The 19,960-nt window shown below is 70.5% G+C and carries 19 protein-coding genes and 1 tRNA gene; 15 read left to right on the forward strand and 5 right to left on the reverse strand.

The features are described 5' to 3' along the window. Positions 1–189: 189 nt before the first annotated feature. Complete coding sequence (pgm, locus tag JIAGA_RS0105155) at positions 190–1,854, reverse strand: phosphoglucomutase (alpha-D-glucose-1,6-bisphosphate-dependent) (protein ID WP_245597115.1); 1,665 nt, start codon at positions 1,852–1,854, stop codon at positions 190–192. 108 nt (positions 1,855–1,962) lie between these two features. Here pgm and JIAGA_RS27660 point away from each other — a divergent pair, with 108 nt between their 5' ends. From JIAGA_RS27660 to JIAGA_RS27665, 4 genes are all read left to right on the forward strand, one after another. After that, positions 1,963–3,357, forward strand: a complete 1,395-nt coding sequence (locus tag JIAGA_RS27660; protein WP_051425745.1) for a hemolysin family protein — start codon at positions 1,963–1,965, stop codon at positions 3,355–3,357. A 63-nt stretch (positions 3,358–3,420) separates the two neighbouring features. Then, positions 3,421–4,431 (forward strand): tryptophan--tRNA ligase, encoded by a 1,011-nt coding sequence (trpS, locus tag JIAGA_RS0105165; protein WP_035813454.1) that lies wholly within the window; start codon positions 3,421–3,423, stop codon positions 4,429–4,431. Between the two features lie 4 nt (positions 4,432–4,435). Next, positions 4,436–4,987: a 2'-5' RNA ligase family protein gene (locus tag JIAGA_RS0105170; protein WP_026874844.1), complete on the forward strand. Its 552-nt coding sequence runs from the start codon at positions 4,436–4,438 to the stop codon at positions 4,985–4,987. After that, the gene (locus JIAGA_RS27665; RefSeq protein ID WP_051425746.1) at positions 4,984–6,045 is read left to right on the forward strand and encodes a YihY/virulence factor BrkB family protein; all 1,062 of its coding nucleotides are present in this window, start codon (positions 4,984–4,986) and stop codon (positions 6,043–6,045) included. The genes JIAGA_RS0105170 and JIAGA_RS27665 overlap by 4 nt, the downstream gene beginning before the upstream one ends. 100 nt (positions 6,046–6,145) lie before the next feature. On the opposite strand, the gene JIAGA_RS27670 is transcribed toward JIAGA_RS27665, so the two are convergent. After that, on the reverse strand, positions 6,146–7,303 hold the full coding sequence (locus tag JIAGA_RS27670) for a D-alanyl-D-alanine carboxypeptidase family protein (RefSeq protein ID WP_169738821.1): 1,158 nt from the start codon (positions 7,301–7,303) through the stop codon (positions 6,146–6,148). Positions 7,304–7,406: 103 nt separating this feature from the next. Then, positions 7,407–7,907, reverse strand: a complete 501-nt coding sequence (locus JIAGA_RS0105185) for a MarR family winged helix-turn-helix transcriptional regulator (RefSeq protein ID WP_026874846.1) — start codon at positions 7,905–7,907, stop codon at positions 7,407–7,409. A 96-nt stretch (positions 7,908–8,003) separates the two neighbouring features. On the opposite strand from JIAGA_RS0105185, the gene JIAGA_RS0105190 reads away from it, so the two are divergent. The 4 genes from JIAGA_RS0105190 (at position 8,004) to JIAGA_RS0105205 (ending at position 11,303) form a co-directional block, all read left to right on the forward strand. Next, positions 8,004–8,759 carry a trans-aconitate 2-methyltransferase gene (locus JIAGA_RS0105190; RefSeq protein ID WP_026874847.1) on the forward strand — a complete coding sequence of 252 codons (756 nt, stop codon included), beginning with the start codon at positions 8,004–8,006 and terminating at the stop codon, positions 8,757–8,759. Positions 8,760–8,859: 100 nt separating this feature from the next. After that, positions 8,860–9,894 (forward strand): fatty acid desaturase family protein, encoded by a 1,035-nt coding sequence (locus JIAGA_RS0105195; protein ID WP_026874848.1) that lies wholly within the window; start codon positions 8,860–8,862, stop codon positions 9,892–9,894. 65 nt (positions 9,895–9,959) lie between these two features. Beyond that, on the forward strand, positions 9,960–10,520 hold the full coding sequence (locus tag JIAGA_RS0105200; protein ID WP_026874849.1) for a DinB family protein: 561 nt from the start codon (positions 9,960–9,962) through the stop codon (positions 10,518–10,520). 117 nt (positions 10,521–10,637) lie between these two features. Then, positions 10,638–11,303: a hypothetical protein gene (locus JIAGA_RS0105205; protein WP_026874850.1), complete on the forward strand. Its 666-nt coding sequence runs from the start codon at positions 10,638–10,640 to the stop codon at positions 11,301–11,303. Positions 11,304–11,316: 13 nt separating this feature from the next. On the opposite strand, the gene JIAGA_RS0105210 is transcribed toward JIAGA_RS0105205, so the two are convergent. Beyond that, positions 11,317–11,973 (reverse strand): TetR/AcrR family transcriptional regulator, encoded by a 657-nt coding sequence (locus JIAGA_RS0105210; RefSeq protein WP_211239520.1) that lies wholly within the window; start codon positions 11,971–11,973, stop codon positions 11,317–11,319. 25 nt (positions 11,974–11,998) lie between these two features. Then, positions 11,999–12,997 (reverse strand): acyl-CoA desaturase, encoded by a 999-nt coding sequence (locus JIAGA_RS0105215; protein WP_026874852.1) that lies wholly within the window; start codon positions 12,995–12,997, stop codon positions 11,999–12,001. A gap of 208 nt (positions 12,998–13,205) precedes the next feature. Between JIAGA_RS0105215 and JIAGA_RS0105220 the strand changes: the two genes are divergently transcribed. From JIAGA_RS0105220 to JIAGA_RS27680, 7 genes are all read left to right on the forward strand, one after another. Further along, a complete protein-coding gene (locus JIAGA_RS0105220; protein ID WP_026874853.1) occupies positions 13,206–14,009 on the forward strand; it encodes a hypothetical protein in 804 nt (267 codons plus the stop codon). 40 nt (positions 14,010–14,049) lie between these two features. After that, positions 14,050–14,120: transfer RNA gene (locus JIAGA_RS0105225), tRNA-Gln, on the forward strand. A 130-nt stretch (positions 14,121–14,250) separates the two neighbouring features. Continuing rightward, positions 14,251–15,708 (forward strand): bifunctional UDP-N-acetylglucosamine diphosphorylase/glucosamine-1-phosphate N-acetyltransferase GlmU, encoded by a 1,458-nt coding sequence (gene glmU, locus JIAGA_RS0105230; RefSeq protein WP_026874854.1) that lies wholly within the window; start codon positions 14,251–14,253, stop codon positions 15,706–15,708. Continuing rightward, on the forward strand, positions 15,705–16,685 hold the full coding sequence (locus tag JIAGA_RS0105235) for a ribose-phosphate diphosphokinase (protein WP_026874855.1): 981 nt from the start codon (positions 15,705–15,707) through the stop codon (positions 16,683–16,685). The genes glmU and JIAGA_RS0105235 overlap by 4 nt, the downstream gene beginning before the upstream one ends. Before the next feature lie 283 nt (positions 16,686–16,968). After that, entirely contained in the window at positions 16,969–17,610 is a 642-nt protein-coding gene (locus JIAGA_RS27675) for a 50S ribosomal protein L25/general stress protein Ctc (RefSeq protein WP_035813459.1), read from the forward strand. 75 nt (positions 17,611–17,685) lie between these two features. Next, a complete protein-coding gene (pth, locus tag JIAGA_RS0105245) occupies positions 17,686–18,270 on the forward strand; it encodes an aminoacyl-tRNA hydrolase (RefSeq protein WP_026874856.1) in 585 nt (194 codons plus the stop codon). Between the two features lie 149 nt (positions 18,271–18,419). Next, positions 18,420–19,955: an exopolysaccharide biosynthesis polyprenyl glycosylphosphotransferase gene (locus tag JIAGA_RS27680; RefSeq protein ID WP_084469478.1), complete on the forward strand. Its 1,536-nt coding sequence runs from the start codon at positions 18,420–18,422 to the stop codon at positions 19,953–19,955. Positions 19,956–19,960 lie beyond the last annotated feature (5 nt).

Here is a 19,960-nt window from a genome sequence, read left to right on the forward strand (position 1 = left end):
GCTTGTGCGTTCCTGTGCGAAAGGTTAGCACTTCGCGTGCGATGCCGTTCGAGCTGTGCTGTCGGCGTGGCGCTGGCGGGCCGGGATGCGGCCAGGCGTCCTCCCGCTCCACCGGGCAAGCATTCATGGTGGAGCGGGAGGACCCGTGCCGGACGTGATCATTTGGGGGCCTGGTGCCGGGGCGGGCTGTCAGGAGGCCGCGAGGGCCCCGTCGACGACGGCGCGGGCCTCGGCCTGAAGCTCGGCCAGATGGTCCGGGCCGCGGAAGCTCTCGGCGTAGATCTTGTACACGTCCTCGGTGCCGGACGGGCGCGCCGCGAACCAGCCGGACTCCGTCACCACCTTCAGCCCGCCGATGGGGGCGTCGTTGCCCGCCGCCCGGGTGAGCTTCGCGGTGATCGGCTCGCCGGCCAGCTCGGTCGCCGTCACCTGGTCCGGCGACAGCGCGCCGAGCGCCTTCTTCTGCTCGCGGGAGGCGGGCGCGTCCACCCGGGCGTATGCCGGGTCGCCGAACTCCGCCGCCAGCCGGCGGTAGTGCTCGCTCGGCGTCGACCCGGTCACCGCGGTGATCTCGGCGGCCAGCAGGCAGGCGATGATGCCGTCCTTGTCCGTGGTCCACACCCCGCCGTCGCGGCGCAGGAACGACGCGCCCGCGGACTCCTCGCCGCCGAACCCGACCGACGCGTCGATCAGCCCCGGCACGAACCACTTGAACCCGACCGGCACCTCCACCAGTGGCCGGCCCAGCCCGGCCGCCACCCGGTCGATCATCGACGAGCTGACCAGCGTCTTACCCACCGCCGCTGTCGCGGGCCAGGCCGGACGGTTGCGGAACAGGTAGTCGATGGCCACCGCGAGATAGTGGTTCGGGTTCATCAGCCCGCCGTCCGGCGTCACGATGCCGTGCCGGTCGGCGTCGGCGTCGTTCCCGGTGGCGACGTCGAACGTGGCGCCGTCGTCGGACATCCGCTGGATCAGCGATGCCATCGCGTGCGGCGACGAGCAGTCCATGCGGATCTTGCCGTCCCAGTCCAGGGTCATGAACCGCCAGGTCGGGTCGACCAGCGGGTTGACGACGGTGAGGTCGAGCCGGTGCCGCTCGGCGATGGCCGCCCAGTAGTCGACCGACGCCCCGCCCAGCGGGTCGGCGCCGATGCGCACCCCGGCCGAGCGGATGGCGTCGACGTCGACGACGGCGGACAGGTCGTCGACGTACGTGCCGAGGAACTCGTAGGAGTCGGTGGTGGGCGCCTTGCGCGCGGACGCCAGGTGCATCCGCTTCACTCCGGCCAGGCCGTCCTCGAGGTATCGGTTGGCGGCGTCCTGGATCGCGCCGGTGATGTCCGAGCCGGCCGGGCCGCCGTCCGGTGGGTTGTACTTGAACCCGCCGTCCCAGGGCGGATTGTGCGACGGGGTGACGACGACGCCGTCGGCCTGCCGCCCACCCGGGCCGGAACCCGCGTTGTGGCGCAAGATCGCGTGCGAGACCGCGGGCGTCGGCGTGTACCGGTCGGCGGCGTCGACCAGCAGCGTCACCTCGTTGGCGGCGAACACTTCGACCGCGGTCGCCCACGCCGGCTCCGACAGCGCGTGCGTGTCCTTGCCCAGGAACAACGGCCCGTCGATGCCGTTCGCGGCCCGGTAGTCGCAGATCGCCTGCGCCGTCGCGGCGATGTGGTCGTCGTTGAACGCGGCCGCCAGTGACGACCCGCGGTGCCCGGACGTCCCGAACGTGACCCGCTGGCCGGGCTCGGCCGGGTTGGGGTGCGTGGTGTAGTACGCCCGGACCAGCTGGGCGATGTCGACGAGGTCCTCATATGCGGCGGGCTGCCCCGCGCGCGGGTGGTTCGTCACCGTCATCCTCTCGCGCCGTCGGTCGTGCCGCTGACACCAGGCACTCTAGGATTTTCGGATGGACGACTCCACCACGGGCCGACATAGACCTTCCCAGGTGATCCCGTCGTGAACCAGGACACCCTGCTCAACTTCGGCCTCGTCATGCTGTTCATCCTCGTCGGCGGGCTCTTCGCCGCCACCGAGCTGGCGCTGGTGTCGCTGCGCGAGAGCCAGTTGGCGCAGCTGGCGCAGCAGGGCCGCCGCGGCGAGCGGGTGGCGGCACTGGCGCACAACCCCAACCGCTTCCTGTCAGCGGTTCAGATCGGCGTCACCGTCGCCGGCTTCTTCTCCGCCGCCTACGGCGCCTCCACGCTCGCACCTGACCTCGCGCCGGTGCTCGAGGACTGGGGCCTGCCGGCCCCCGACACCCTCGCGTTCATCGCGTTGACCCTGTTCATCGCCTACCTGTCCCTGGTGTTCGGCGAGCTGGTGCCCAAGCGGATCGCGTTGCAGCGCGCCGCCGGGGTGTCGGTACTGGTGGCGCCCCCGCTCGACCGCTTCGCCATCCTGATGCGGCCGGTCATCTGGTTCCTGTCCCGCTCCACCGACGTCGTCGTCAGGCTCATCGGCGGCGACCCGTCCGCACAGCGCGAAGAGATCAGCGAAGAAGAGCTGCGCGAACTCGTCTCCGGCCACGAGGGCCTGAGCGAGGAGGAACGGCGCATCGTCGGCGACGTGTTCGCCGCCGGCGACCGCCAGGTCCGCGAGGTCATGCGTCCCCGCACCGACGTCGACTTCCTCGACGCAGACCTGCCGGTGTTCAAAGCGGTCAAACTGGCCGCCGCCATGCCGCACTCCCGGTACCCCGTCGTCGGCGCGTCCACCGACGACGTCGTCGGCTTCGTACACGTGCGCGACCTGTTCGACCCCGAGGTGTCGCGGCGCAGCATCCGCGTCGAGGAACTGGTCCGCGACGTCCTCGTGCTGCCGGGCACCAAGCGGGTGCTGCCGGCGATGACGGAGATGCGCCGCGAAGGCTCGCACCTGGCCGTCGTCGTCGACGAATACGGCGGCACCGCCGGCATCGTCACGCTGGAGGACCTGGTCGAGGAGCTGGTCGGGGAGATCCGCGACGAGTACGACACCGACGAGCTGCCCGCCGCAGCGGCGTTCGGGGGTGTCGTCGACGTCGACGGCATGTTGAACATCGAGGACTTCGCTCAGCGCACCGGCGTCGAGCTACCCGACGGCCCCTACGAAACCGTCGCCGGCTTCGTGGTGGCCCGGCTGGGCCGGCTGCCGGACGTGGGCAGCACCGTCGAGTTCGACGGCATCAGCATGGAGGTCCTGGCCGTCGACGGACGACGGGCGTCGCGGCTGCGAATCCATCCGCGACCCGAACCGGACACGGAACCGGGCGACACGGCGGCGCGCGGCGGGGAGCCCCCGGACGGCGCTGACCAGGCCGGACCGGACGACGGCACGCGGCCCGGAACCTCGCCCGAGGGGCCGGCCGGGTGACGGCACGCGGCGATGGGCCGCTCCGGCGTGTTCTCCGCCTCGGCGGCTGACAGAATGGCGGGCATGACGACCAGCCGCCGCCCACGTGTGCTCTCCGGGATGCAGCCGACCAACGCGTCGCTGCACCTGGGTAACTACCTCGGTGCGCTGCGGCAATGGGTGGCGTTGCAGGACACGCACGACGCCTTCTACTGCGTCGTCGACCTGCACGCCATCACCGCCGGGCACGACCCCGCACAGCTGCGCGAGCGCACCCGCGTCACCGCCGCCCAGTACCTCGCCGGTGGCGTCGACCCCGAGCGCAGCACCCTGTTCGTGCAGAGTCACGTGCCCGAGCACCCGCAGCTGGCCTGGGTGCTCAGCTGCATCACCGGGTTCGGTGAGGCCAGCCGGATGACGCAGTTCAAGGACAAGTCAGCCCGTGCCGGCGCCGAGAGCACCTCCGTCGGACTGTTCACGTACCCGATCCTGCAGGCCGCCGACATCCTGCTCTACAACGCCGACCAAGTGCCGGTCGGTGAGGACCAACGCCAGCACATCGAGCTCACCCGCGACCTCGGCGGCCGCTTCAACTCCCGGTTCGGTGAGACGTTCGTACTGCCCAAGGCGTTCATCCCCGAGGCGACGGCGAAGATCTACGACCTGCAGGACCCGACCGCCAAGATGAGCAAGAGCGTCGCCGGAGCCGGCCTCATCGAGCTGCTCGACGCACCCAAGACCATCGAGAAGCGCATCAAGAGCGCCGTCACCGATACCGGCCGCGAGGTGGTCGTAGATGTCGAGAACAAGCCCGGCGTCACGAACCTGATCACTATCCTGTCTGCGTTCAGTGGTCGCTCGGTCGCCCAGATCGAGCACGACTTCGCCGGTCGCGGCTACGGCGACCTGAAGAAGGAGGTTGCGGCGGCGGTGCTCGACGTCGTGGTGCCGTTCCAGCAGCGGGTGCGTGAGCTGCTCGACGACCCCGCTGAGCTTGATGCCGTCCTGGCCAGGGGGGCCGCGAAGGCCCGCGACACCGCCGCGCCGACGCTCGCGGCGGTGTACGAGCGTGTCGGATTCCTTCCAGCGCGGTGACCTGGTGACAACCGATTCCAAACCTGGCGGCCAGACCATCGGTCTGGCCGTGCCGATACCGGAGCCGTACGGCAGCGAGCTGCAGGATTGGCGGCGCTCGTTCGGCGATCCGCTGGCCGACGCCATCCCCGCGCACATCACGCTGCTGCCGCCGACGTTTGTCGCCCACCGCGAACGCGACGCCGTGTACGCCCACCTCGACGAGGTCGCCAGCCGCTTCGCGCCGTTCCGGGTTCACCTGCGCGGCACCGCGACGTTCCTGCCGGTGTCGCCGGTGGTGTTCGTGGCCCTGGCGCAAGGCATCTCGGCGTGCGAGCGGTTGTCCGACGCCATCCGCACCGGGCCGCTGAAGGTCGAGCTGTCGTTCCCGTACCACCCGCACGTCACGGTCGCCCACCACGTGTCCGAGGAAGCAATGGACAACGCGTTCGACACGCTGGCCGGGTACGACGCCGGGTTCGACGTCGCCGCGTTCAGCCTCTACGAGCACGGCGAAGACGGCTACTGGCGCCGCGAGCACGACTTCGTCCTGACAGGAGAGGCAGCGCGGGTGTGATCGCTCGCCTCCGCGCCGTCTGGGGGAGGTTGCAACGCACCCTGCCGCTGCGGGCCTGGTCCCGCTACGGCGACCTTCGCGGCAACCGCCTGGCCGGTGCGTGCAGCTTCTACGGCTTCGTGTCGCTGTTCCCGCTGCTGGTCCTGGCCGCGGCGGTCGTCAGCGCGGTGGCCGGGCCGTCCGGCGTCGAGACCGTCCAGGAGATCGTCGACGACAACCTGCCCGGACTGCGGGTGGACGTGAGCGAGTTCCACGAGCGCGCCGGCACCGTCGGTGTCGTCGGCGCCGGGACGCTGCTGTTCACCGGCCTGGGGTGGGTCGACAACGTCCGGGCGGCGGTGCGTTCCATGTGGGGCCTCAACGACCAGCCGGGCAACCTCGTGGTGCGCAAGGCCCTCGATGTCGCGTCCCTGGCCGGGTTGGGCGTGCTGATCGTGGTCTCCTGGGGTACCAGCGTCCTGGTCGTCTCGTTCGCCGGCGATGTCCTGGACTGGCTCGGACTCGGCGACGGCGGCTGGGCGCTGCGGCTGGTCAGCGCCCTCGTCAGCGTCGGCGTCAGTACCGCCCTGTTCGCGTACCTGCTGTCCGGGTTGCCGCGCATCGTGGTGCCGTTCCGCAACCTGGCCGTGGTGTCGCTGCTGGGCGCCGTCGTGTTCGAGCTGCTCAAGCAGTTCCTCGTCCAGTACGTCGTCGGCACGGCGACACAGAACTCGTACGCGGCGTTCGCGACGCCAGTGGCGATGCTGGCCTGGATCTACCTGGTGACGCGGCTGCTCATGGTGTGCGCCGCCATCACGGCCGAGACCGCCATCGACCAGCTGGAGGCTGACCAGCGCGACGCGGTGGCGCTGCATTCCGCCGAGCGCGGTCCCTCGCCGTCAGCGGACGTGGGCAGGCGGCCGGACGCGGTGGCCTCCCTGACTCCGTCCCAGGTGAACACCGTCAGCGTGGCCGCCGGCGCGGTCCTCGGCGCCGCCGGTCTGGCCCTCGCCGTGTTCACGGTCCGCGCCACCCGAGCCCTCGCCTCGGTGACGGTCCGCCGCCCGGGTGGGAAATGATCACGTCCACCATGGGTGTGTTCGCTCCCCCAGGAATGCTTGCCTGGTGAGGCGGGTGTACCCATGGTGGACGTGATCATTTCCAGGGCGGCGGACGGCGTCAGCGGCGGGAGGAGTAGCGGCCGGTGCCTTTGGGGCGGCGGCGCAGCGCGAAACCGATGCCGCCGGCCAGTGCGGCCGCGCCGAGGCTGAGCCACACCACCGGCGGCACGCCTTCGGAGCTGCCGCCCGGGCTGCTGAGCACGTCCTCGTAGTCGCTGAGGGGATTGCGGCCGATGACGTCGCCTTCGTCGCCGGCTTCGATGAGCTCGGGGATGTCCTCCGGTGCCACGAGATGTCCGACCGGTTCGAGGTCGGGTGCGGCGAATGCCCAGTCGAACAGGGCCGCGGCGGCGTCTTCGGCCCGGCCCTCCGCGCCGAGCACGGTGGCGATGAGGGTCCGGTCGCCGCGTTCGGCGGCACCGACGAAGGTGTGGCCGGCCAAGGTGGTGAAGCCGGTCTTCAGGCCGATGGCGCCGTCGTACGACCCCAGCAGCCGGTTCTGGTTCTGGATCTGGAAGGTGGCGCCGTCGGTGCCGGGGAAGTCGTAGGCGGGGGTGGTGGCCAGCTTGGCGATGGTGTCGTCGCTCAGTGCCTGCCGCCCGATCAGCGCGAGGTCGTACGCCGACGACAGCTGGCCGGGGCTGTCCAGACCGTGCGGGGTGACGGCGTTGGTGTCGAACGCGCCGAGCCGGCTGGCTTCGTCGTTCATCAGGTCGACGGTGTAGGTCTGGCCGCCGGCTGCAGCGGCGATGGCGTGGGCGGCGTCGTTGCCGGAGGCCAGCATCAGCCCGTGCAGGAGGTCGCCGACGGTGTAGGTCTGCGCCGTGACGAGCCCGACCCGGCTGCCCTCGACCGAGGCGTCGGTCTCGGTGGCGACGTAGGTTTCGTCCGGTTCCAGGGAGTCGCCGACGGCCAGGGCGGTGAGCAGCTTGATGGTGCTGGCCGGTGGGCGCCGCTCGTGCGGGCTGAACGCCGCGAGCACGTCGCCGGTTTCGGCGTCGGCCACCAGCCATGCCTGCGCGTCGACGGCGGGCAGGGGCGGCGCGGACGGCCCGACCAGCGGCACCCCGATGGTGCCGAGTTCCTTGCCGCCGACGACCTCGTCGACCGGGGCGTCCTCCGGCGGTCCGAGCACCGTCGGCGACGGCATCGACGACGGCGGCGTCGTGGCTTCCGGGGAGGCGTGCGCGGGGGCGAGGGCACCCAGTCCGAGCACGGCAAGACACGCCACCGGCGCCAGCCACGCCCGGTGGCCGCGTCGGAATCGCGCACAGCCGCCCATGGTCGAGGTCAGACTAGCCAGTACCGGCGAGAACCGGTCAGCTCGGTGCGTCGTCGAAGGGCAGGACGAGGGTGCGCAGCAGGTCGGCGAGCTGGACACGTTCGTCGTCGGCGAGCCCGGCCAGCAGCTCGCGCTCGCCCGCCAGCAGGCCTTCGAGAGCCGCGTCGACGGAGCGTTTGCCAAGTTCGGTGAGGCGGACCCGGACGGCGCGGCGGTCGTCTTCGTCGCGTCGCCGGCTCACCAGGCCGCGGGCGGTGAGTTTGTCGACCCTGGCGGTCATGGTGCCGCTGGTGACGAGTGTCTGGCCGAGTAGGACGCCGGGGGAGAGCTCGTACGGTTCGCCGGCGCGGCGCAGGGCGGCGAGCACGTCGAACTCCCAGGGCTCCAAGCCGTGTTCGGCGAACGCCGCGCGCCGGGCGCGGTCGAGGTGCCGGGCCAGCCGGCTGACGCGGGAGAGCACTTCCATGGGGCTGACGTCGAGGTCGGGCCGCTCGTGCCGCCACGCCTCGGTCAGCCTGTCGACCTCGTCCTGCGCCATGGGACGACTCTACGTCCTCGGTCAAGTATCTTGACGTCGAGATAGTATGCATGCTGAGATATGTCTTGACGTCAAGATTTCTGGAGGTGTCTACGGATGTGGGATCCGGACCGCTATCTCGTGTTCGCCGGCCAACGGGCCCGGCCGTTCCGTGACCTGATCGCCCAGGTGGCGGCGACCGACGTCCGCGAGGTCGCCGACCTCGGCTGCGGACCCGGCAACCTCACCGTCGGCCTGGTGGAGCGCTGGCCCGACGCGCACGTTGTCGGCGTCGACGCGTCCGCGGACATGATCGCGGCGGCGCCCGCGGACGGCCCGGTCGAGTTCGTCCACGCCGACCTGCGCGACTGGACGCCGACGCGGCCGGTCGACGTGCTGCTCAGCAACGCAACGCTGCAATGGGTGCCCGGTCACCTCGACCTGCTGCCGCGGCTGGCCGGACAGCTGGCCGCCGGCGGCTGGCTCGCCTTCCAGGTTCCGGGCAACTTCGGGGAGCCGTCGCATGTGCTCCTGCGGGAGCTGGCCGCGGCCGACCGCTGGAGCGTGCTGCACGACCTGACCTGGCCGAGCGTCCACGAGCCGGGGACGTACCTGGAGGCGCTGCTCGACCTGGGCCTGGAAGTCCAGGTGTGGGAGACCACGTACCACCATCTGCTCCATGGCGACGACGCGGTCCTGGAATGGGTGAGCGGCACGGCGCTGCGGCCGGTGCTCGCCGCCCTGGAGAGTCCCGACGAACGGGAGCGCTTCGTCGCCGAGTACCGCGAGTTGCTGCGTAGCGCATACCGTCCTGGCAGGTACGGAACCGTGCTGCCGTACCGGCGCATCTTCGCGGTCGCCCAGAAGCCGTGATCACCGCCGCGCGCCGTCCGCGGGGTGGGGCTGTCCCCCGTACGGTCCGGGGTGATGGCGGGATGTCGTCCGGCCTGGTCGGGCACGCAGACTCGACACCATGTCGATCAACAGTGCAAGCTCGACCGCCGAGCCGCGGCCCGGGAGCGATTTCGCCGGTCTCTCCCGGCAGATCGCCGCCGCCGGACTCCTCGACCGGCGGCCCGGCTACTACGTCGTCCGCATCGGGCTGGTCGCCGCCGCGTACGCGGCCGGGTGGAGCGCCTTCGCCGTCATCGGCGACTCCTGGTGGCAGATCCTGGTGGCCGTCGGGCTCGCCGTGGTCTTCGCGCAGGTCGCCCTCGTGGCACACGACCTGGCGCACCGGCAGGTGTTCCGCAAACGGCGGCCCAGCGAGATCGCCGGGCGGATCGCCGGCAACCTCGCGATCGGCATGGCCTATGGCTGGTGGCAGGACAAGCACACCCGCCACCACGCCAACCCGAACCACGAAGAGCTGGACCCGGACGTCTCACCCGACATCCTGGTGTGGTCGAAGCGGCAGGCCGGCGCGGCGTCGGGCCTGACCAAGGTGATCGCCGCCCGGCAGGCGTTCCTGTTCTTCCCGCTGTTGACGCTCGAGGGGTTCAACCTGCACGTGGCCAGCGTCCGGGCCACCCTCGATCCGCGGACGAAGCGGCGGCACCTGGAGCTGGTGCTGCTGCTGGTGCATTTCGCGATGTTCCTGAGTGCGCTCTTCGTGATGCTCTCGCCGGGGAAGGCGATCGTGTTCCTGCTGGTCAACCAGGCTGTCTTCGGCGTCTACCTCGGCTGCACGTTCGCGCCGAACCACAAGGGGATGCCTACGCTCACCCGCGAGGACGAGCTGGACTATCTGCGCAAGCAGGTGCTGACATCGCGCAACGTCAAGGGCGGCCCGGTGATGGATGTCGCGCTGGGCGGGCTGAACTACCAGATCGAGCACCACCTCTTCCCCAGCATGCCCACCCCGAACCTGCGCAAGGCCAAGCCGATCGTGGAGCGTTACTGCGCCGACCTTGGCGTGTCGTACCAGGAGACCGGGCTGGTCGAGTCGTACCGGCTGGCCCTGCGCCACATGCACGACGTGGGCGAACCCATCCGGGCGGGTCGCTGAGCAGCGCCACGCCGGCCGTCGAAAGTCACTTGCGCGCGGTGCGGGCGCCGAGCATCATCAGCCCGATGAGCCAGCCGCCCGAGCGGTGGACCCGCGCCACGGTCTACCCCGACATGTGGACGGATCCGGACGATGACCCCCGCAACAGCGACGGCGTCAGTCCCGACGGCGAGTTGGCGACCCTTCAGGACTTTTTCACGAACTACCGGCTGACCCTGACGATGAAGTGTGACGGGCTGGACCCGGAGCAGCTGGCGCGTCGGTCCGTGCCGCCGTCGACCATGTCCCTCCTCGGGCTGTTGCGCCATCTGGCCGAGGTGGAGCGCGACTGGCGCAATTGGCTCCGGGCGGAGAACCCGGCGCCCACGCTGTACGGGGCGGACGGCGCGGACTTCGACGGAGCCGTCGCCGAGCAGGCGGTCGTCGACGGCGCGTACGCCGATCTGGCTCGCGAGCAGGCGGCCACCGACGCGGCGCTGGCCGAGCACCCGGATCTGGGCGAGCGGGTGGGGAAGGACGGCTTCGCGATCCGGGAACTCTGGGTCCACCGCGTCGAGGAATACGCCCGCCACTGCGGGCACGCCGATCTGCTCCGTGAGTGCATCGACGGCCGGGTGGGGCAGTAGAACCCCTTCGTGTGAATTCCGCCGAATTGCCGCGAGCGATGATCGTTGCGCGGTAGGTTCTGATCTGTGGGGGGAGATCATCGCCGCCGGGTTCAGCCTGCCCGGCCACGGAATCCGTTGCGCCGGTACACGGTGTCGCTGGCCGGCTTCGCGGTGCTGACGACAGCCGTGGTGGCGGCCGTCGCCGACCAGCCCGGGCCCGCGGCCCACGGCCAGGTCGGGGACCTCGACCGGCAACCGGTCCCGATGGTGGCGCCAGGTACCGAGACGATGGCGTCGCCGGGCGCTTCACCGACGCGACCCGCGACCAGCTCGCCGGCCCACACGGACGGCCTCGGTGACATCGCCGGTGGCGCCGTCAGCCCAGACGCCGGGACCAGCGGGCGGCCGGAGCCGCCGCCGCAGGGGTCCACACCCGCGGCCGACACCACGCCGGACTCCGAACGGCCGCCGGAGGCCCCGTCCACGGACCACCCGTCCAGCGAGTACCCCGCGGACGATCCCGGCGCCCCGGAGGACGAGCCGACCGGCGGTGCGTCGGCGGAACCGCCCGCGGAGCAGCCTGACCCGGAGCCCACGCCGTCAGGTCAGCCGTCGCACCCGGACGTGCCGGACCCGTCGCCGACGACCACCCCTCGGCCCCCGATCGTCGTGCCGACGCCGCGGCCGACGGTCACGCCACGCCCGCCGGAGGAGCCGGAACGACCCAGCAAACCGGAACCACCGGACGACGACGGGTCGCTGATCTGCCTGGACGTGCTGGGTCTGCAGATCTGCCTGTGAACGCTGGACGGGTTCAGTCGCCGCTGAGCCGGGGCTTGTGTTCCAGACCGGACAGGCCGTTCCAGGCGAGGTTCACCAGGTGTGCGGCGACGTCTGACTTCTTCGGCGAGCGCACTTCCAGCCACCACTGCCCGGTCAGCGCGACCATGCCGACCAGCATCTGCGCGTACATGGGCGCGTGCTTGGCGGCGAAGCCGCGGGCTTTGAACTCGGCGGCCAGGATGTGTTCGACCTGGCTGGCTGTGTCGGAGATGAGGCTGGCGAAACCGCCGGTGGCATGCGCCACCGGCGAGTCGCGCACCAGGATGCGGAAGCCGTCGGTGCACGTCTCGATGTAGTCGAGCAGGGCCAATGCGGCCCGCTCGAGGATCACCCGGGGATGGGTGGCCGAGCCGAGCGCCGTCGTGATGCGGTCGAGCAGGCCCTCCATCTCGCGGTCGACGACAACGGCGTAGAGGCCTTCCTTGCCGCCGAAGTGCTCGTACACGACCGGTTTGGAGACGCCGGCGCGGGCCGCGACCTCCTCGATGGAGGTGCCGTCGAACCCGCGCTCGGCGAAGAGCGCGCGCCCTACGTCGAGCAGCTGCTCGCGGCGCTGCTTGCCGGTCATGCGGACTCGGCCGGGGGTGGCACGCGGCCGGGCCGCGACGTCGTCGGTCACGTGCCTCATCATGCCCCCGCGGCCCGACAGCGCGTCAGGGGGCGATGAGGGTGGATTCGCCGCCGTAGTCGTCGACGCGCTTGGACTCGACGCGTTCCGGGCTCGGCCAGCGGACGTCCCAGACCCAGCCGAGCTTCTCGAACGCCCAGATGATGCGGGCGCTGGAGTCGATCTGGCCCTTCAACACGCCATGCCGCGCGCAGGTCGGGTCGGCGTGGTGCAGGTTGTGCCAGGACTCGCCCATGGACAGGAAGGCCAGCCACCACACGTTGCCGGATTTGTCGCGGCTCTCGAACGGACGCTCGCCGATGGCGTGGCAGATCGAGTTGATGGACCAGGTGACGTGGTGCAGCAACCCGACACGGACCAGCGTGGCCCAGAAGAACGCCGTCAGCGCGCCGTGCCACGACCAGGTCACCAGCCCGCCGATGATGGGCGGCAGCAGCAGCGACAGCGCCACCCACAGCGGGAAGAGCTTGCTGACGATCCGGATGTCCTTGTCCTTGATCAGATCCGGTGCGAACTTGCGCTGGTCGGTCTGCTCGACGTCGAACAACCAGCCCATGTGGGCGAAGAACATGCCCTTGATCAGGGCGGGCACGGAGTCGCCGTAGCGCCAGGGCGAGTGCGGGTCGCCCTCCTTGTCGGCGAACTTGTGATGGCGGCGGTGGTCGGCGACCCAGCGGATGACCGGCCCCTCGACGGCCATGCTGCCGGCGATGGCCAGTCCGATCTTGACGCCGCGGTTGGCCTTGAACGACCGGTGCGTGAAGTGCCGGTGGAAGCCGACGGTGACACCGTGCCCGGCGATGGCGTAGAAGACCACGGCCAGGACGACGTCGAGCCAGCTCAGGTAGCCGCCCATCCAGGCGATCGGCATGGCGGCCACCAGCGCCACGAACGGCACGGCGATGAAGACGCCGATGGTGATGCGTTCGCCGAGCGTCTGCGTGTCGCCGGAGAGTGTGCCCAGCGGGAGATCGGCCTGCGCGGGCGGGGACTGTGGGCCCTTGGCCGTGTCCGTGGAAGCCATGGAGTCTCCGTCGTTTAGGGGGACCTTCCTTACGGAACCGTAACCTACGATCCCGTAAGTCGTATAGTCCGGATCTTCCTATCTGTACCCACCTCGGTCGGGACGATTCGCGGACGTCTGCGGCGATCCGGCACAGGTCGCATCGGCGGCGTGATCCAACATAAAGAGGCGAGTTGCCGGTTTCCGCGTTCGGCCCGAAGGTCGTCCCATGACGGCGCGACTCATCGACGACATCGACCTGGCCGAGCGGGTGCGCGAACTCCGCGCTGCCGGCTCCACCTACGACGAGATCATGGCCGAGTTGCACATCGGCGCCTCGACCATCAGCCGCATCCTCGGCGTGTACGGCAAGGGCCGGGCGCGGCCGAGGGTAACCGACGACCTGCGCGGAAGAGCGAGAGCGCTACGGCGGGAGGGGGCGTCCGTGCCGGAGATCGCGCGCGAGCTCGGGCTCGCCAGGAGTACAGCCTGGCTGATCACCAAGGACATCGCCTGGACGCCGGGCCCCGACGGCGCCAGCCGGCGGGCCGAGGCCGAGCGGGCACGCATCGCCGGCGACATCGCCGAGAGCTTCGGCACCTTGAGCGAGCGCGAACTGATGATCGCCGGTGCCGTGGCCTACTGGGCCGAAGGAGCGAAGGCGAAACCATGGGACCCACGGGAACGGCTGACGTTCGTCAACAGCGATCCGGACATGATCCGGATGTTCGTCGCCTGGCTGAGCGCTGTGGGTGTGGAGCGGGAGCGGCTCAGGTTTCGCGTCTCCATCCACGAGTCGGCTGATGTGCCGGCGGCCGAGGCCTACTGGGCGGAGGTCGTCGACGTGCCGGTCGAGCGGTTCGCCCGGGCGACGCTCAAGAAGCACAACCCGAAGACGGTGCGGAAGAACGTCGGCGGCACCTACCGGGGCTGCTTGACCGTCCAGGTGATCAAGAGCGCTCCGGAGTACCGGGTCATGGTCGGACTCTGGTCGGCCATCGCGCAGGGGGCGTCGCGCGAGGCGATACCGTAGAGGGGCCGCGCTTGGCGATGTGACAGCCGAGCGCAAACTGTCCCGGGTAGTGTAATGGCAGCACCGCTGGTTTTGGTCCAGTTAGTAGGGGTTCGAGTCCTCTCCCGGGAGCCGGTGCGAATGGGGCTGGTCAGCCGCATTCGTGGCCGCTTCGTCGTCGAACGGCGGCGTTTCTCGTCGGCCCGGCTGGGGAGGTATCGTCGTGCCCGGTCCCGCCACCGAAGCCGAGGAGCACGAACGCGTGACTACGCGCCCGGCAGCCGTCGTTGTTCTCGCCGCCGGCGAGGGCACCCGGATGAAGTCGTCCACCCCCAAGGTCTTGCACGAGGTCGCCGGCCGCTCCCTGGTGGGGCATGCCGTCGCCGCGGCTCAGGATCTCAAACCCGATCACCTCACCGTCGTCATCGGGCACGGCCGTGATCAGGTCGCGGCGCACCTCGAGCAGGTCGCCCCCGGCGTCACCACCGCGGTGCAGGAGCAGCAGCTCGGTACCGGGCATGCGGTCATGGTGGCCTTGGAGCAGTTGCCGCCGGCAGACGGCGTGGTCGTGGTCACCTACGGCGACGTCCCGCTGCTCACCGGCGACACCCTGAACGCTCTGGTCGACACGCACGTGGCCGACGGCAACGCCGTCACGGTGCTGACCGCCCACGTCGCCGACCCGACGGGGTACGGCCGCATCGTGCGTGCCGACGACGGCGGCGTGCGCGCCATCGTCGAGCACAAGGACGCTGCCGCCGACGTCCTGCGCATCACCGAGATCAACTCCGGCATCTACGCCTTCGACGGTGCCGTGCTGCGCGCCAACCTGCAGCGCGTCACCAGCGACAACGCTCAGGGCGAGCTGTACCTGACCGACGTGCTGGGGCTGGCCCGCGCCGACGGTCTGCGGGTGGGCGCCGTCGTCACCGACGATCCCTGGCAGACGGAGGGGGTGAACGACCGCGTCCAGCTGGCGGCCATGAACCGCGAGCTCAACCGCCGCGTCACCGAGCGCTGGATGCGTGAAGGCGTCACCATGATCGACCCCGCCACCACGTGGATCGACGTCACCGTGACCCTCGCCCGCGACGTCGTCCTGCGGCCGGGCGTGCAGTTGCTGGGCGCCACCGAGGTGGGCGCCGGGGCGGAGATCGGCCCCGATGCCACGCTGCACGACACCGTCGTCGGTGCCGGCGCCAGTGTCGTGCGCACGCACGCCACCGGCGCGCGCATCGGCGAGTCCGCCGCCGTCGGGCCCTTCACCTATCTGCGTCCCGGCGCCGTGCTGGAGGCCAAGGCCAAGGCCGGCGCGTACGTAGAGATCAAGAAGTCGACGGTGGGCCGCGGCGCCAAGGTGCCGCACCTGACCTACGTCGGCGACGCCACCATCGGCGAGGGCGCCAACATCGGCGCCGGCACCATCTTCGCCAACTACGACGGCGTGGCGAAGCATCACACCGTTGTCGGGCGGCACAGCTTCGTCGGCAGCGACTCGGTGCTGGTGGCACCGGTCGAGCTGGCCGACGGCAGCTACGTCGCCGCCGGGTCCACCGTCGTCGCGGGGACCGAACCGGGCCAGCTCGCCGTCGCGCGGGCCCGTCAGCGCAACATCGACGGCTGGGTCGAGCGCAAGCGCGCGGGTACGGCCACCGACGAGGCCGCGCGGCAGGCGAAGGAACAGCACAGCGCCGACCAGGCTGAGGGGGAGCAGGCGTGACGGGGATCCGGGCCACAGGCACGAAGACATTGATGCTGTTCGGGGGACGCGCACATCCCGAACTGAACTCCGAGGTCGCCGACTGCCTCGGCGTCAGTCTGGTGCCGAGCAAGACGTACAACTTCGCCAACGGCGAGATCTACGTCCGCTTCGAGGAAAGCGTGCGCGGCAGCGACGCGTTCGTCATCCAGAGCCACACCGCGCCCATCAATGAGTGGATCATGGAGCAGCTCATCATGGTCGACGCGTTGAAGCGGGCGTCGGCGAAGCAGATCACCGTGGTCATGCCGTTCTACGGGTATGCCCGGCAGGACAAGAAGCACCGCGGCCGCGAGCCCATCTCGGCCCGGCTGATCGCCGACATGTTCAAGACCGCCGGTGCTGACCGGTTGATGGCCGTCGACCTGCACACCGCGCAGATCCAGGGCTTCTTCGACGGTCCGGTGGACCACCTGTGGGCGCTGCCCATTCTGGCCAACCACGTGTCCGAGCACTACGACGCCACGAACATGACGGTCGTGTCGCCCGACGCCGGCCGGGTGCGGGTGGCCGACGTCTGGGCCGACCGGCTCGGAACCCCGCTGGCCATCATCCACAAGCGCCGCAACCCCGATGTCGCCAACGAGGTCAAGGTGCACGAGGTCGTCGGCGACGTCGAGGGCCGCACCTGTCTGCTGGTCGACGACATGATCGACACGGCCGGCACCATCACCCAGGCGGCCGAGGCCCTGGTGGAGGCCGGGGCCGAGTCGGTACTCGTCGCAGCCACGCACGCGGTGCTCTCCGGCCCGGCGGTCGACCGGCTGAAGAACTCGGCCGGCATCAGAGAGGTCATCGTCACCAATACGCTCCCGATCCCCGAGGACCGTCGTTTCGACAAGCTGACGGTGCTGTCGATCGCGCCGCTGATCGCCCGGGCCATCCACGAGGTCTTCGAAGAGGGCTCGGTCACCAGCCTCTTCAACGGCAACGCGTAAACGGACCGGGCGACGGGGAACGGCGCCAGGGTTCGGCCGGGCATCGGGGCGAGGAACGAACCGACGCGGGCGAGGCGGCGTCCCCCGTCACCCGGGTCCGGCACGATGCACGGGGCCGGTTTCACATCGGGGCTGATCGGGGGCTAAACTTCGAGGGTTGCCTCGGCGAGGGTGCTGTCCATCCGACGGCACCGTGATCGACGCGGTGCGCAGTCGGTGCGCGCCCTTGCCCGAGCCCGACGTGCCGCTGACCGCCCACCGCATTCTCCGAGGAGTTCTCACCGTGTCCGACGTCAAGATCGCCGCCGAACTGCGCACCGAGTTCGGCAAGGGCGCCGCGCGCCGTCTTCGCCGCGCCGACAAGGTTCCCGCGGTCCTCTACGGACACGGGACCGACCCGGTTCATCTCGCCCTGCCGGGCCACGACACGATGCTGGCGCTGAAGACGGCCAACGCGCTGCTCACGCTCGACATCGAGGGTCACGGCAACGAGCTGGCCCTGCCCAAGCACGTGCAGCGCGACCCGCTGAAGGGCTTCATCGAGCACGTCGACCTGCTGCTGGTCAAGCGCGGCGAGAAGGTCACCGTCGACGTGCCGGTGCACCTGGTCGGCGAGGCCGCGCCGGGCACGCTGGTCAACCTGGACAGCCCGACCCTCTCCGTCGAGGCCGAGGCCACCCACCTGCCCGAGGGCATCGAGGTGTCCGTCGAGGGCCTCGAGGAAGGCACCCAGATCCACGCCAAGGACCTGACGCTGCCGAGCGGCACCACGCTGGCCGCCGACGACGAGCTCCTGGTCGTCAACGTCACCGCCGCTCCGACTGCCGAGCAGATGGAGGGCGAGGTCGAGGAGGCCGCCGAGGAGGCGCCGGCCGAGGGCGCCGCGGAGGCGCCGGCCGAGGACGAATCCAGCGACGAGTCCTGAGCACCGCAGCCTGAGCACGGCAACCTCTGAGCACGACAACCTCTGAGCACCACAACCGGGCCGGGGAGCCTGCAGATGTCCGACAACGCGTGGCTGGTGGTCGGGCTGGGCAACCCCGGCCCGACCTATGCCGGCACTCGTCACAACGTGGGCGCCATGGTCATCGACCTGCTGGCGGCGCGTGCCGGCGCGAAGCTCAAGTCGCAGCGCCGGTTGCGCGCCGACGTGGCCGAGACGCGGCTGGGCGGCGTGCCCGGTTCGCGCGCGGTGCTGGCCGTCCCCCACTCGTACATGAACGAGTCCGGCGGGCCGGTGGCGCAGCTCGCCGACTTCTACAGGATCCCGGCCGAGCGGCTGCTGGTGCTTCACGACGAGCTCGACCTCCCGTTCGGCACCATCCGGTTGAAGCGCGGCGGCGGTGACAACGGTCACAACGGGCTGCGTTCGGTGCGTGCGCGCGTCGGCACCGGCGACTATTGCCGGCTGCGCTTCGGCATCGGCCGGCCGCCGGGCCGGATGGACCCGGCGGCCTTCGTGCTCAAGCCCTTCTCCGCTGTTGAAAAGCGGGAACTGGAGCTGGAGGTCGACCGGGCCGCCGACGCCGTCGAGGCGGTCGTCGTCGACGGCTTGGTGTACGCGCAGAATCACTACAACACCTGAGGCGAGCGCTGTCGCCGGCGCATGGCCCGGCATGTCCGAAATCACCCGAACGATCGGGTGGCCCCATTAGGCCCATTGCGCGTATAGTCCCTTCCAGTTCGTCGGCTTGGACATGAGCCGGTGGGGGGTATCGGAGCCTTGGGGGGGCCATGGCTACGGTCGGTTTATCGTCGACTGGTGCGCGCACGCGACCACGGAGATCGTCATCGCATTCCGATGGCGATAGGAGTGGTGGCGATCCCGGGTATGCGATCAGGCGGCCTTTTCGTTACCGTCGCGCGACGGCGGCCGGTGATGCGTTCACCGGGCTGACGGCGCTCGCCGCGATCTGGTTGCCTGGCGGCCCGGTTCAGGTGCCGTCGACGGCACAGGCGGTCGCGCTCAGCGTGATAGCGCTGGCCTACCCTTGTGTGCTGACCGTCAAGACCGCGCATGCCGACCGCCTGTTCGGCAGTGGCAGCCCGTACGGTGATGTGCTACGCGCGCTTGCGGCGGTCGTCGCCGTCGTGGCCATCGGCTGCGCGGCACTCGGCGTCCGGTTGCTCGGCGGGCCATTCCTGGCCGCGTCGGCGATCCTGGTCGTCGGCTCGCTCGCGGTCCGCGTCTACGTGCGGCGCCGGCTTCGCACGCTGCGGCAGCTCGGCCGCGCCACCCGGCGCACTCTGGTCGTCGGCCCGGCGGCAAGCATCGCGGCGGCGGTTGACCGGTTCGGCCGTGATGGGAACCGCCCGCTGACGGTCGTGGCCGCCTGCGTGGAGGATGACGGCACGGCCCCTCCGGCGACGGTTCCGGTGGTGGGTCGACTGGAGAAGGGGCTGCCCGGCCACGACGACGACGTCCGCGACGAGGCGCTGATGAGGTCGGTTCGGGAGTCCGTGCTGCGAGTCCGAGCCCGGACGGTGTGCGTGACGCCTGGTTCGGAGTTCACCGGTGACCGGCTGCGGGCGCTGAGCTGGACGCTCGCGGACATGGGGGTCGACCTGGTGACCGATCTCGGGCTCTCCGATGTCGCGACCCACCGGGTCGGTGTGGGGTCCATGGGGTCCGGGATGCTGCTGCACGTGCGCCACGCGCGTCCGACCGGTGCTCGGCTGGTGGCGAAGGTCGTGACCGACCGGCTGGTGGCGGCGGTGCTGTTGCTTCTGCTCTCGCCGCTGATGGCGGGCATCGCGGCCGCAGTGCGGCTGTCCGGGCCGGGGCCGGTGATCTATCGCCAGGTGCGGGTGGGGCAGGACGGCCTGTTCTTCACCATGATGAAGTTCCGCACCATGCACGTCGATGCCGATCTGCGCCGGACGGAGCTGCTGGGTGAGGCCGACAGCGACGGGCCGATGTTCAAGATGCGGCAGGACCCCCGCATCACCAGGGTCGGCCGGCTGTTGCGCAAGTACTCGCTGGACGAGTTGCCGCAGCTGATCAACGTGGTGCGTGGCGACATGTCGCTGGTCGGGCCGAGGCCGGCGTTGCCGGAAGAGGTGGCGGCCTACGACGGTGTCGCGCGCCGCCGGTTGCGTGCGACGCCGGGCATGACCGGTCTGTGGCAGGTGAGCGGACGCTCGAACCTCTCCTGGAGTGAGACGGTGCGGCTCGATCTGCGCTATGTCGACAACTGGTCCTATGGTGACGACTTGCAGTTGCTTGGCCGGACTGCTGGCGCGGTGGTGCGCAGTACCGGCGCGTATTGACCGAG

Source organism: Jiangella gansuensis DSM 44835 (genome assembly GCF_000515395.1).
In the GTDB taxonomy this organism is placed as follows: domain Bacteria; phylum Actinomycetota; class Actinomycetes; order Jiangellales; family Jiangellaceae; genus Jiangella; species Jiangella gansuensis.